A 14,603-nucleotide genomic window follows, 5' to 3' on the forward strand; every position below is an offset into this window, starting at 1 on the left:
TTCAATTACAAAGAGCCTAATGTATACCAAGCTTCCGAAGACCCTATGCTACGTTCTGGATTAGTGTTTGCCGGCGTTAATAATTACTGGGGGAAACCTATTACAAGTTCAGTAAATGATGATGGTATATTGACAGCTAAAGAAATCTCTAATTTAGACTTGAGTGCCTGTCAATTAGTTGTGTTAAGCGCCTGTGAAACTGGATTAGGAAACATTAAAGGGAGTGAGGGTGTTTTTGGGTTACAACGTGCTTTTAAAATGGCAGGAGTAAAAAATATTATTATGAGTTTATGGCGGATTCCTGATGCTCAAACAGCCGAGTTGTTTGAGTTGTTTTATGGGTTTTGTTTTGAAGAAAAAAGTGTCCATGAAGCGCTGCGAATGGCTCAGGCAAAAATGAAATTAAAATACTCTCCATATTATTGGGCTGGGTTTGTACTGTTGGAGTAAAACTTTTAAAATGAAAGTAAGGCATTATTTATTTATACTATTATTGACTCATTGTTCAATTTCTTTTGGACAAGACTGGGTTAAATACTCCGACTCTATAATATGGAATATTACAAATAGCAACTATTCTAAAGCTAAAGATTTTTTGAGCCTTGCTGAAAAAGATTTAGCACAAAGTAATTTCAAAAAAGATACTGTTTATGCAGATTTTCTTTATAGAAAAGGCTTGTTAAGTTATTTTCAAGATGAAAATCCAGAAATGGAGTTTAATGAATCCATCGCTATTTGGACTAGTTCAGATAAGATTAACCTCAAAAAGTTAATGCGTCTTTATTATTTTTTCGGAAACTATTTTTTTGATGTAAAAAACTATGATAAGGCATATCAGCTTTATTTGTTATGTTATGAAACAGGTCAGCAAATTAACTTTGACTCTATAAGCGATTTTAAAGAGGTAACTTATCATCTTTACTTAATTGAGAGATGGGAGAATAGCAATAATAGTGAGGCTGTTAAATGGTCTAAGGTGTATATTGATTTTAATAAGAATCAGGCAGTAAAGGAATTTAACTTTCGCTTTGTACAAGCTTATGGTTTTGTGCATGGAGAAGTAAAAATTATTGAGCTACTTGAAAAATATTTGAAATCATATTATGACAGAGAAATTGAAAATGAATTATTAATTCAAAAAATTAATTTTGAATTAATGAATTCCCATTACTTTTTGGATAATTATACTGAAACAATTAATTATGGGGAAGAATCATTAAATATTATTGAAAGAAACGGTTTAAGTCCTAATAGTGATAAAGAATTAATCTATTCCTTGTTAATTATAGCATATCAGCAAATAGGTGATAATATTAATCAAGAAAAATATGAACAATTAAAACGTCAATATTTCCCAAATGTAAATGAGATTGATTATTATGACGAATTGGATAGACTGATTAAAACGTACGATTATAGTGCCTTTGAATCCCAATTTAAGATATATGAAGAAGAATTAAAAAAAGAAAAGAACTACGATGAGTTAGTATCAATTTATATGCTTTCACTTACACTTTTTGAACGCAGTATTTTATATGACAAAGTGACTATTGAGAATCAAATAAGTTTTCTAGAATTACATAGAAACAAATTAAGTGCAGAAAGCAACGTCATTTTTGATTTGCTAATCGCTGAATATTCATTTTTTACACAAGACTTTTTGACAACATTAAAATTATGTAATAGAAATCTAGAAAAGGCTGGAGATGATTTCAAATTAATCTTTCTTAAATTTAAAGCTATTGCAGAGCGCATGCTTGGGCTTCCGAATGCTAACGAAACGGCCTATAAAACTATCGCATTTTCCAGAGAGTTATTTGGAAGTAATAATCCGCAAATTCTCCCGTATTTAATACTTCCACTTAGTATTAATAATTATGGAACAGACAATAGATCTACAGCCATAGCTACCGAGGCATTACAATTAATTTATGCACATAATTTGGAGCAGACAGATATAGCAGCTCAAATATGGTACCTATTGGGTAATGAAGCGATACTGAAAAATAATTTTAAAGATGCGGAGCGGTATTTTAAAAAGGCCCTTACTATTTATAGCAATCAAGAGCAAGTTACTAATCCAAGTTTATACTATTCCTGTTTATTAGGGCTGGCAAATACGTCATTGTTACAAGCCGAATATGTTATTTGCTGGAGTTATCTTGAAAAAGCACGAGACTTTATAGCTAGCCAGAATAATCTTATGACAATAGCTTATGGCGATTATTATGATGCTTTGGGACATTATTATTTTTATCAGGATGATTTTTTTAACGCCAAGATTGCCTATGAAAATAGCTTTTCTTTTTATGGCGAAGAATTATCTAAAGGCAGAAAAATGAATCTTATTTTATGCAACTATTTTATAGAGATGAATGTTGAGAAAACCATCGAACAATTAGAAGGTTTTTACCAGGTTAATGGAGATGTTTCTAAAGTTTTAAAAATAATTTACATACTTAAATTTAATACAGGTCAAGACGCAGAAGCCAGAAAGCTTTTGTTAGATGGTATTCATCAGGTTATTTCTAATAATGATTCTTACTTTCACTTATTAAGTGATGCTGAAAGAGAAACATTATATGTCGATTTTACGGATGAATTTGAATTTCTGAACACACATTTGTTACTTACTAATAATCAAGAATTTTTAGAGGAATACCTTAATTTAAGATTTTATTTTAAATCGTTACTATTATATAATACAAAACAATCAAATACTAAAAACCACCTGAAAATAGCGAATTATAAGCAACTCAAAGAAAACACTATTTTATTGAATACATATTTTGAGCAGAGTTCCGATTTTTCAAATGAAATAGAAGAGCTCCAGCATAAAAATCGTGAACTAGAAAAATCTCTTTCAAATGGTAAAAGCCAACTTGAATCTCCTACTTTGAAAAGCGTTAAAAACCAATTAATGGATAAGGAAGCTTATGTGGAAATTATAAGAATTAACAAACAGTCTAGAAGTGCTACTAAAGATAAGTTGAACATCCTTAATAAATTCACAGACTCTATTTCTTATGGCGCTTTTATAGTTAAAAAGCATGGGCCTCCAAAATTTATACTTATAGACAGTACAAGTGCTTTGGAAAATGAATTTTTAAAAACATATCAAAATTATAGTAAAGGCACTCAAAAATTTAAGACGGACACATCAAGTTATAATGTGTTTTTTAAACCCGTTGAAAACGCTTTAAAAGGCATTGAAACAGTTTTTTTAGTTACTGATGGCGTGTATAATGCCATGAATACTGAATCTTTATATAATACTGAAAAAAATCAGTATGTGATAGAATACCTTAATATTAAACCAATATTAAGTGCTAGAAGCTTAACTAAAGAAAAAGAATTAGATGCATCTGTAGAAAGTGGTAAGGCTATATTAATAGGTAATCCAGATTATGAGTTGGTAGATTTTAGTACGCCGAATCCTGAAGAAATGGTGTTAGATCCATCTATTTCTATGGTATTAAGATCAAATGATTTTTCACGAACTATCTCTTATTTACCAGGCACAGAACGAGAAATACAAACTATATTTACTATTTTAGAAGCTGATAATTGGGACACTGAGCTATATCGTTTAGATACAGCTACCGAGGATAATTTAAAGAAAGTAGCATCACCCAAAGTTTTACATATTGCTACACACGGCTATTTTATTGGTGATGAAAGCTTAACATCTAGTGACGACAAGCTTTTTGGTATATCTTCTAATTATGTTCAAGATAACAGTTTGTTAAAATCAGGCTTGTTGTTAGCAGGAGCCCAAAATACTATTGACGGACATACTATTCCTCTAGTTAATAACGGGATATTAACAGCGCAAGAAGCAAAAGGTTTAGATTTAAAAGGCACAGAGCTTGTGGTTTTAAGTGCTTGTGAAACAGGAGAAGGAGACCGCTTGATAGGAGAGGGGGTTTATGGACTACAACGTGCGTTTATGCTTGCCGGAGCTAAAAGTGTTATTATGAGCTTTTGGAACGTTAATGATGACACTACTCAGAGGTTAATGACTTATTTTTATACCAATTGGATTGAAAAAGGTATTCCTAAATATGACGCCTTCCGTTTAGCAAAGTTGAAACTTAAGGATGAATTTCCAGAACCATTCTATTGGGCGCCATTTATTTTAATTGAATAGTTTACAATAACCCTCAAACTTTATAACTAGCTTTTTCAGCTAAAAAATTATGCTGCATAATTTGGTTTCGTACTAATATTTTTTTGTTTTTTCTTAATGTGTTTATATGGGTTTTTTGATCTGTAGCATGTGAGTATGGTGTTAGAGTCACCTGCAACTACTACAATAAGATTTGTGCTTTTCTTTCTGGCATTACGGTTTATACTTTTTGGTAAATTATTTTCTCCTAAAACATAAAAAATTAATCCCTGTTTAAAAAAGGCTGTTCCATATTCAATAGTTAGTGCTATGCTATTAGCGCCTATGTTTCTTTGATTTGATCTTTTAAAAGAATGTTTGGAGTGGTTGAAACTTAAAGTTTCGGATTTGTTTAATTCTGCGAATGTAACCTCCCATGATAGGTTTAAGGTTTCGGTGTTTTGATTGTTCATGATAATATGTTTTTATTATTTATCATTTATATCATAACGCCCATAAGGTAACCCTTGGTGGGATGTTAATTATCATGTTGAGTTAGGAACTAACCTCTATAATTGATTTGAAAACATGTTCTATAAAGACGTTTTATTTCAGAAAATTAATTTTGATGGGTTACCTTTTAATAAATACGTATTAAGGAGTAAATCTGTTTTAACGATTAAATTATTTTATAATGAAAAATATTAAGGATTTCCTCTCTGTACTTGCTATTTTGGCTGCTTTTACATTTTCTAATGCGCAATCGACTTATACTCTTGGAAGCACCGAATATATTTATGGTGCATATTATAGTACAACAGGTAAGCCTAAAGTTGTACGAAGTACAGCTAATAAAAATGCGTTTTTGAAGTCAAAGGGGTATACTAGTACGCCTTATGGTTACGAAATTGATCATATAGTTCCCTTATCCGAGGGAGGTTCTGATGATCCTTCAAATATGCAATTGCTAACAGTAAATCAGCATAAAGCTAAAACAGCTAGAGAGAGAACGAAGCGTGCAAAACTAAATTCTAGTAGCGTGTATCGCGTAAATACCCCAAATTATTATTCCACATCTACAGTAGAACATACGAAAATTAAATATACGCGACCAAATTACAGACCCGATAAATCTAGTAAGCAAACTACTAAAAGCACGAAGTATCATTCTTCAACTCATTCGAGTAGAGCTATACAGACTGGGCCTCGCGGCGGTAGATATTATATTAATTCTAATGGGAATAAAACGTATGTAAAGAGATAGATAAGAAATTCATGCAATTTCTTTAAATGACAAGTTTGTAAATCATGTTTTGGTGCTGAACCTCATATCATCTCTTTTAGGGAAAATTTAAAAATAAGAAACATTAAAAAAAAGAATAAAATGGATAAAATTGTTGAAAAAATAATTGGACTCGGAGTTCCAGGATTAATACTTCTTGTAGCCATATCTTTAAGTGGATATGCTGGAGCTGTTGCGAGTACTGTTGCATTATCCACTTTAGGTGGTCCACTTGGTATGTTAGGGGGAATTTGCGTTTTAGGGTTAAGTGTTTACGTATCACAAGCCATATCAAAATATGGTTTTGAGAAAGTTTATTCTGCAACAATTAATGGCTTGCTCTTAAAAGGGGAAACAAAAGCTAGTATTATTAAGAAAATAGAAAAATACCCTATTTCTAAAGAATTAAAAATCAAATGAAAAGAACTATTAAAAGAAGATAATTATCAATTATAAGCTTTATGAATTTGTTGATTGTTTTTTATTGCTATAGTAAAATTGAGAGGATGTATTAACTTTCCAGTATTTAAAATAGTTGTAGTTGCTTTTGCATCCATCACAAAAAATAGAAGACTGCGGGAATTTGAGTTTAATAATTTTTTTGTTTATGCTATCACAACGTAATGAAATTATTGTACATGTACAGGTGTTGTTATGTAAATTTCAATAATTACGGAGGGTTAAGGGATTCTTTTCATATATTTAAAAACTAATTAAAAAAGACTTCAACCGTCTCTCCCAAGAGCCGCTTTAATTTATAATAAATATATTAATGACAAAAAAACTAACCCTATCATGGCTAGAAAGCTTTCTTATGGATGCCTGCGATATTTTAAGAGGTAATATGGACGCCTCAGAGTTTAAAGAATACATCTTCGGGATGCTATTTTTAAAACGTTTAAGTGATAAATACGAACAAGATCGAGCTATTCGTTTAAAAGAGCTCCAAGCAAAAGGCCTTTCTGAAGAAAAAATAAACGAAGCCTTAGAGCGTGCAAACGCTTACCAATACTATGTGCCAACACGCGCTCGTTGGAATTATAAAACCACTAACGATTCAGGCCAAGAAGTAAACGATGGTATTCTACATCTTAAAAAAGATGTGGGCGATCATCTTAATAAAGCCTTAGAGGCTTTAGAAGAAGAAAATCCTGATAAGTTATCTGGTGTGTTAACCAACGTTAATTTTAACCGTACCATTGGTAAAAATAAAAACGCATTAAGTGATGAAAAGCTTATTGAGTTTATCACACACTTTAATAAAGTGACCTTAACCGACGACCGTTTTGAGTTTCCAGATCTTTTAGGAACTGCTTACGAGTATCTAATAAAATATTTCGCAGATAGTGCAGGAAAAAAAGGAGGCGAGTTCTATACACCAAGTGAAGTGGTTAAATTATTAATTAACATTTTAGAGCCTGAAGAAGAAGCTTCTATTTACGATCCGGCATGTGGGTCTGGAGGTATGCTTATTGAAAGTAAAAATTATGTGGAGGCGCGTTATGGAAGTGCTTCGCGTTTAAGTTTTGCAGGTCAAGAATTAAGTGGTACAACTTGGTCGTTATGTAAAATGAACATGCTGTTCCATGATATTTTTGACGCCGAAATTTTACAAGGAGACACCATTGCCAATCCACTTCATGTGGAAGATGGGGAGTTAAAACGCTTTGACATTGTTATTGCCAATCCGCCATTTTCGGCAAATTACAGTGATATTAAAAATTACCGTGATCGTTTCCATTATTGGATGCCTAAAAAGAAAAAGGCCGACTTTATGTTTGTGCAACATATGATATCGGTGTTAAAAGATAATGGTCGTATGGCAGTGGTTATGCCACATGGTGTGCTGTTTAGAGGTAGCGAAGAAAAAAGCATGCGCCAATGGTTGGTAGAGCGCGGTTATTTGGAAACCGTTATTGGTTTGCCCTCTGGCTTGTTTTATGGTACTGGTATTCCTGCTTCGGTATTAATCATTAATAAAAAAGGAGCGGCACAACGTAATGAAGTCTTGTTTATTAATGCCGATAGAGAATATAAAGAAGGTAAAAACCAAAACAAACTGCGTCCAGAAGATATTGCTAAAATTAGCTACATCTATAAAAACAAAGAAAATTTAGATGGTTATGCTAAAAATATAACCAAGGCAGATTTAGATAAAGAAGATTACAACTTCAATATCCGAAGATATGTAGATAACAGTCCACCTGCCGAGCCACAAGATATCAATGCGCATCTGCATGGTGGAATTCCAACTGTAGAAGTTGATGAGTTACAATCTTATTGGAATAATTATCCGCAGTTAAGAACTACCCTGTTTGAAAAATCAACAAAAGAGCATTACGATCAATTTAAAAGTACGATAGTAGCTAAGGAAGATTTAAAAACCTTGGTTTTAGCGCACGATGATATTGCTGTAAAAAGAGAGCAATATACCAAGTGTGTTGACCAATGGTGGAGGGACAATTTATTCAAATTAGAGGCCTTACCAGAAAAACAAAATGTATTTGAGCTGTACAATGATTTTGCCATAAGCATTGCCAGTAACTTTAGCCAATTGGGCATTTTAGATTTACACAAAAGTAGAGGGGCATTTGCTGCGTACTGGAATACGTTAGAAACCGATCTAAAATCCATTTCAGCCAGTGGTTGGAATGCTGAATTAATTCCAGCTGAAGATATTTTAAAATCTCAATTTCCAGAAGTGTTGGAAGAGCTTGCTAGTAACGAAACCAGGCGTGATGAGCTGGAAGCTTTATTTAATGAAGTGAACGAATTGGAAGAGGAAGAGTTCGAAGAAGAAAACTATGAAGTCTTCCCAAAAGGCGTGTTAAAGGAATTAAAGGATACTATTAAAGAGTACAACGGTACTATTAAAGAACTTAAAAAAGAAATTAAAGCTTTAAAAATTAGAATAAAAACTAATGAAGATGTTAACGATTTAAAGCAAGAGTTAACCCAAAAAGAGAAAGCTCAAACCCAAGCTGAAACCAAAAAAGCACTCATAGAGCGACAATTAGCCAGACATACGGAACTTACTAACGAGCTAAGAACCTGCAAAGCAACAATTAACGAAATAAAAGCCAAAAAAGAGGACTTGGTAGAAAAGGCACGCGAAAAAATAACGCCAGAAGAAGCCAAAGCATTAATTCTAATACGATTTAAGGAAACCTTACACAACACCGTAATGGATTACGTAAATCGTTACGAACGTGCTTTAATTATGGAGTTAGAAACACGCTATACTAAATACCACAATACCTTGGTGAGTATTTTAGATAGCAGAGAGGAAGCAGCGACCCAATTGAATAACTTTTTAATGGAATTGGGATATGAGGGATAGTTGGGTAACAAAACAAATATTAGAATTTGGAGAAGTCATATCTGGAGGTACGCCCTCAACAACTGTTGAAGAATTTTGGAATGGAGAAGTCGTTTGGATAACACCAGCAGATTTAAGTAAAATAAAATTTCCTGAAATTAAAACAAGTAGAAAAAAAATCTCGTTAAAAGGGTTAAATAGTTCATCTGCAAACTTAATTTCAGCAAATAGTATTGTAATGTCTTCAAGAGCACCTATTGGTTATTTTGCAGTTCCGAGTGTTGATTTTAGCACTAATCAGGGCTGTAAAAGTATTAAGTTACATAATGGACAGGATTCCCTTTTTCATTATTACAATTTTTTGTATAACGTAGAAATCTTCAAAAGAAGAGGCGAAGGAACTACGTTTGCTGAAATCTCTAAAAAAGAAGTAGAAAAACTTTCATTCACATTTCCTGAAGCACTACCACAACAACAAAAAATAGCCAAAATCCTATCTACAGTAGATACGGTAATAGAAAAAACCGAAACCGCTATTGCCAAATACCAAGCCATAAAACAAGGTTTAATGCACGATTTGTTTACACGTGGTATTGATATTAATACAAGACAATTAAGACCAACGCCAGAAGATGCACCAGAGTTGTATAAAGAGAGTGCGTTGGGGTTGATTCCTAGGGAGTGGGAAGATTCGATTTTCAAAGATTATTTAATTAAGAATTCATATGGACCAAGATTTAGTGGCAATGATTACGATTCAGATGGAAATGTAAAGACAATAAGAGGAATGGATTTTTCGAAAGATGGAGAAATATTGTACAATCAAGCACCGATAGCCTTACTTCCAAAATCAAAAGTTAATTCACATTTATTAGAAACTGGCGATGTTGTAATGGTAACGACAGCGGATTGTGGTTTAACAGCAGTTTTTCAACAACAAGATTTTCAATTTATACCAAGTGCCTATTCTGTTAAATTTAGATTTAATGAAATGGTTGAACCATACTTTATTAAATTTTTTATGCAAACAGATAAAGCTAAACGAATGGTTAACAAATATGTTAGACAGGGAACTTTAGGTAATTTACCTGGTTCAGATGTTTTAGGTTTCAATATTGGATTACCCACAATGGATGAACAAAAGGATATAATTAAGAGATTGAAAGGAATTGAATCAAAAATCCAAACCGAGCAACAAGCATTAGCCAAATACCAACAACTAAAATCAGGGTTGATGCAGGATTTGTTAACGGGTAGGGTTGAAGTTTTAGTAGATTAAATCAATGTATATGAGCTACCTAGATAACATACAAGGACTAATCGATGAAAGGTTGGACTATTACAGCCAAAACCCGAAATCAATATCACGTGATTACACCATAGAAAATAGTATTAAAGAAGAATACGATGGCAGGCAACTTTTAGAGATGCTTCAAAACGTGGATGATACTAAGTCTAAAAAGGTAAGAATAGAATGGGTTAAAAAGGAGAAAAAATTAGCGATCTCTAATTATGGAGAAGCTTTTTCTTTTGAAGGTATAGAATCCTTAATGCGAAGCCATAGCAGTCCTAAAACGAAAGAAGATTATATAGGTAATAAAGGCTTGGGATTTAGGTCCCTATTAACTTGGGCGGAACGAATAGATATTTACGCAAATGATTGTAAAATTAGTTTTTCAGATGAAATAGCCCATTCTATTTTTGATACTAAATTAAAATTAACAACAAACCAAAAGCAGGTAGTTAAAACACAAGCAAAAGTAGTAAATGGTGCCATCCCATTTCCTGTATTAGCTGTGCCTCAGTTATTAACTTTTAAAAGACAGGATGATTGGCAAACTGTTATAGAAATTCAATACACTGAAGAAGAGGAAGTAGAAGAAAAGATTAAGGATGTTCTAGACCAGATTAGTGAAGAGCTTTTACTTTTTTTAAATCATATAGAAGAAATAGAACTGGTTAAAGATGGGGTTGTTTCTATTTTTAAAAGCACAAAAATAGAATTTGAACATTGGACTGAAATAAGTATTAATAACAAAGTTTGGCGTGTTTTTACCAAAGATGGTCTTATTCCACAGAAAGCGGTTAATGGTGGAGAAGAGACTTTTAAGAAATACATGCTAAAGCTTGCATTTCAAAATGACCTATCTGATACATACTATAAGTTATTTAACTTTTTTCCAACTAAGATCTCTGTTTCTTTACCCTGTGTCATTCACGGTACATTCGAATTAAATGCTTCTAGAGATTATTTAAATCCATCGGATAATAATACTTATATTTTTAAAGATTTAGCAGTTTTTTTAGGTGAATGTGCACTTCTTATATCAAAAGAAGATGTAAGTTGGAAACCTTTTCAGCTAGTAAAACCGCTTAATGACGCTTCGGATTCAAGCTTGGTAAAACAGTTATATATAGATCTAGCAGAAATCAGAAAGAAAGAAAAAATCATTCCTACTATAAATGAAAAGTATATTATTCATCAAAATGTTAGGCATTATAATAACGATTTTAACTTGTTTTTTAAAGAGAACTTCCCTGATACTTTACCAAATTTAATTCTTCCAAAAGAGAATTCTGAATCGAATTACTTTCCTTCAGTTCATTATGACAATACTATTTTAGTACAAAAAATTGATGCGTTATCTAATTCTGCCATAACAATAGAACAGAGGGCGGAACTTATATATCAACTTATTAATTGTGGTCGTAATAGTTATAAGAAAGAACGCTTTTCTCTATTAAGTAATAACAGTGAAAATAGTACTGTAATACCAAAAGACACCGTTGCATTTACACCAATGGTGCAATCAGGTAGTAAGTTTGCCATACCTGATTCAGTCAAAATAGATTTTATCAATACAGAGCTATATGGGTTATTGTATAAAAAATTAGAAGATAGGTTCGATTCTAAAAACCAAGCATCTAGGGAGTTTCAAAATGCAGTCAAGGATGTTGTTAATGTACAGCCTTATGATAGTAATAGCGTTATAATTAGAATTGTAAATGGTATAAACAGGGCTTTAGATAAGGATCTTGGCATTCACCAAAAACTTGATTTGGTAAAAGAAATGATAAGTTCTTTATTTCAAAATTTTAAGCATTTAAATAACCAATTAGAAAAACTGAATTTAGAAATATCATTAATCAATAAAAACTCTCATGTTGTTAAGGCTTCTACTCTTTTTATGGGTGAAACATATCCTGATGGTAAACTTGTAGAGTGGTTGTATGAGGATATTTACACTAGCAATCAGTTTTTAATGGAATTGAACTATTGGGAACTACAAAATGAAAATCAAGATCAAGTTGAACGTTTTTTTTTATGGCTAGGAGTTAATAAATATGCAAATATTAGGATTAAAAATATAGATAGGCAATGGGAAGAAGCACCTTATTTTAACTTTATTTTCGACCAAAAGAATCCTTCTAAACCAATAAATTTTCAGATAGATAGAATAAATAAAGACACATATGTATATTATATTGAAAATATAAAAGACGTGTTAGCAATGGATGCAACTCGTCAATTAGTGTTGATATTAAAGGATGTACTCATAAGAACCCAAATAGAACAGCTTGAAACCAAATTGTTCTGGAAATACGTACAAACCAATTACACCTTAATAACTAACATTTCATATATAAAATATCAGTTTTTATTAGCAAATAATTTCAATTCCTACGTATTAGAGGATGGAACCGAAAGCTTACAAAAATTGATTAATAAAGATGTAGAAATTGACTTTACTCTTTTACATAATTACGATTTCCATAATTCAGAAATATTAAATATTTTAATCAAATTAGGAGCTAAACAAAATATAGAATCACTTAAGCCTTCCGTTTTATATGATGTTCTTTTAAAAATACCTTCACTGTTTTCAACCGATAAGCATCGAGGCGTTCAAGGAATTTACAAAAAGATTGTAGATGCTTTAGAGTATCAAAATTCAATACATCCTGTAAAGAAAGAAGACATCCCGGAAAACTTGTTACTTTTTGCAAAAAGAGAAGACGAATTTGTTCTGCTTCCAGCAAGTGAGGTTTATTATTCAAATAATAGTGTGCTGCCGGCAAAAATTGAAAGAACAATACCAATTTTAGATTTCCCTAAAAGAGGTGGACAGGAAAAGGCAGAACAATTTCTAGGTATTAAGATTACTGATGCTTCTAAAATTAAATTAAATAAAGTTGACGAGTTTGAATCATTAAATAGTTATTTTCAAAACCACTTTGAGTCACTTAAAACACCTATTTTATTATATAGACTTTACAGCAAGAGCTTACCAAAAGAAATTTCAACAAAAGAAGCAATTAATCAAAATGTTTCTTATTTAAAAAATTGCGCAATTAGCATCGTAAAAAGTTGTACTTATAGTTATTTAGATGAAAAAGATGTTTCATTGGAAGATTTTGAATTTGTTGTTTTTGAAAATGTCTACTATGTAAAAGTTCCCAACTATTTTGAGTGTAAAGACTTATTTAAGGCTTCCAAATTCTCTGATGCTTTTGCTGAGATAATGAGTATACAGTTTAATGTTACGGAGTTGAAAAATGATTTTAGGTTTTTAATTAGAAATGAAATAAAAGATACATTACATCTTATCACGCAGGATTTTGATGTAGATAAAATTGAAAAAGTTAGAAGTTATTTTGGAATACCAGCTGCAGAGGAGAAATTTTGGAAGAATATATATTTAATTCAGGGAGTTGTATTCCCAGATGAAATAACAAAACAAAGAGATTTATTGACTCAAATTAATAATGATTTAAAACTAGAGATTACCTCAGAATATTACAAGTTCGATTTTGAAGAATGTTCAAACATAGAAACCTATAATGTGTTGTTTTATTTGATTAATAGCCTCCAGGTTTCTTTAGATATTCTCTATCCTAAAGGCATTGCTAACTATCATTTTGAAAAAATGAGAAATTTAAGAGAATCTAATGAACTGAAAGTAAAAAGTTTAATTTGGGAATATCTAAATATAAACAAAACTGAACAACATAAGTTTTTGGCTTATTTGGATTCTTTTAAACTAATTTCTCTACAATCCTTTTTTGTGAAAAAAGATAAGTTTAAAGTGTCTATAGATTACGATGAAATTTTTAAAGAATTTATAGAAAATGTACTTCCTATTAGGATTACAGATTACTCAGGTGAAGTAATATCCATTAGTAATCATTATAAAGATTTTTCAGTCACTTATTTGTTTGATTTAGATGAATTAAAGGACGAGATAAAAAGCTTATTCTATTTTGAAGGAAATGAATTGCAAATTAAAACCTTTTTAGAAGAAAATTATTCAAATCAAAGTGTTTCACCGACTACAGAATCAGAAAACGGGAATGATGAGGAAAATGATAGCGAACTATTAAGTATAATAGATAGCACCTTAAGTAAAAAGGATATTTCGAGCCATAAAAAAAATGCTAATCGTGCTGGTAAAAGAAAAAAGCGATTGACTTTTTCAAGTACCCTGAATGATCAAAAAAATATAAGTGGAAAAAATGCAGAAATAAGAGCGTATAGATCTTACAAAAATAAATATGGTGAAAATAAGGTTAAATGGGTATCTAGATATTCTTCAACACCAGATAACAACGATAATCTTCAATATGATTTAAGTTACGAAGACGAAAAAGGAATATGGAAATATGTAGAAGTAAAATCACTTTCCAACAATAACTCTTTTATTTTAACTCAAGCCGAAAAAAACTACGGAATTAAAAATAATGCGATTTATGAATTCGCTTTAGTTACAGATAAAAATATCCACAGAATTATAAAACCTTTTACATTTAAAATTGGCGATACTTTTGAAGTAAATGAATCTTTTACTTCAGAAGTTATAGATCACCAAATTCACTTTAAACTGAATACAAAATAA

The 14,603-nt window shown here is 31.4% G+C and carries 8 protein-coding genes; 7 read left to right on the plus strand and 1 reads right to left on the minus strand.

From position 1 onward, the window contains the following. Both BZARG_RS07035 and BZARG_RS07040 read left to right on the plus strand, forming a co-directional pair. On the plus strand, window positions 1–450 hold a 450-nt coding region (locus BZARG_RS07035), incomplete at its 5' end, for a CHAT domain-containing protein (RefSeq protein WP_040288125.1). A 10-nt stretch (window positions 451–460) separates the two neighbouring features. After that, the gene (locus tag BZARG_RS07040; RefSeq protein ID WP_008636782.1) at window positions 461–4,150 is read left to right on the plus strand and encodes a CHAT domain-containing protein; all 3,690 of its coding nucleotides are present in this window, start codon (window positions 461–463) and stop codon (window positions 4,148–4,150) included. A gap of 47 nt (window positions 4,151–4,197) precedes the next feature. Here the strand turns inward: BZARG_RS07040 and BZARG_RS07045 are convergent, their stop codons facing one another. After that, window positions 4,198–4,581, minus strand: coding sequence for a hypothetical protein (locus BZARG_RS07045; protein ID WP_008636825.1), 384 nt, complete (start codon window positions 4,579–4,581; stop codon window positions 4,198–4,200). A 221-nt stretch (window positions 4,582–4,802) separates the two neighbouring features. On the opposite strand from BZARG_RS07045, the gene BZARG_RS07050 reads away from it, so the two are divergent. From BZARG_RS07050 to BZARG_RS07075, 5 genes are all read left to right on the plus strand, one after another. Further along, complete coding sequence (locus BZARG_RS07050) at window positions 4,803–5,372, plus strand: HNH endonuclease signature motif containing protein (RefSeq protein WP_008636811.1); 570 nt, start codon at window positions 4,803–4,805, stop codon at window positions 5,370–5,372. 120 nt (window positions 5,373–5,492) lie between these two features. Beyond that, window positions 5,493–5,810, plus strand: a complete 318-nt coding sequence (locus tag BZARG_RS07055) for a hypothetical protein (RefSeq protein ID WP_008636798.1) — start codon at window positions 5,493–5,495, stop codon at window positions 5,808–5,810. 352 nt (window positions 5,811–6,162) lie between these two features. Further along, window positions 6,163–8,730, plus strand: a complete 2,568-nt coding sequence (locus BZARG_RS07060) for a type I restriction-modification system subunit M (protein ID WP_040288127.1) — start codon at window positions 6,163–6,165, stop codon at window positions 8,728–8,730. After that, entirely contained in the window at window positions 8,720–9,988 is a 1,269-nt protein-coding gene (locus BZARG_RS15210) for a restriction endonuclease subunit S (RefSeq protein ID WP_008636823.1), read from the plus strand. Before BZARG_RS07060 ends, BZARG_RS15210 begins: the two co-directional genes overlap by 11 nt. Before the next feature lie 10 nt (window positions 9,989–9,998). Beyond that, window positions 9,999–14,603: a sacsin N-terminal ATP-binding-like domain-containing protein gene (locus BZARG_RS07075; protein ID WP_008636846.1), complete on the plus strand. Its 4,605-nt coding sequence runs from the start codon at window positions 9,999–10,001 to the stop codon at window positions 14,601–14,603.

The sequence above is a fragment of the Bizionia argentinensis JUB59 genome (assembly GCF_000224335.1).
Lineage (GTDB): Bacteria > Bacteroidota > Bacteroidia > Flavobacteriales > Flavobacteriaceae > Algorimicrobium > Algorimicrobium argentinense.

Bases quoted from the DNA above. Each gene is read 5' to 3' on its own strand.
- BZARG_RS07040 (WP_008636782.1), top strand. From the start codon at position 461: ATGAAAGTAAGGCATTATTTATTTATACTATTATTGACTCATTGTTCA.
- BZARG_RS07045 (WP_008636825.1), bottom strand. From the start codon at position 4,581: ATGAACAATCAAAACACCGAAACCTTAAACCTATCATGGGAGGTTACA.
- BZARG_RS07050 (WP_008636811.1), top strand. From the start codon at position 4,803: ATGAAAAATATTAAGGATTTCCTCTCTGTACTTGCTATTTTGGCTGCT.
- BZARG_RS07055 (WP_008636798.1), top strand. From the start codon at position 5,493: ATGGATAAAATTGTTGAAAAAATAATTGGACTCGGAGTTCCAGGATTA.
- BZARG_RS07060 (WP_040288127.1), top strand. From the start codon at position 6,163: ATGACAAAAAAACTAACCCTATCATGGCTAGAAAGCTTTCTTATGGAT.
- BZARG_RS15210 (WP_008636823.1), top strand. From the start codon at position 8,720: ATGAGGGATAGTTGGGTAACAAAACAAATATTAGAATTTGGAGAAGTC.
- BZARG_RS07075 (WP_008636846.1), top strand. From the start codon at position 9,999: ATGAGCTACCTAGATAACATACAAGGACTAATCGATGAAAGGTTGGAC.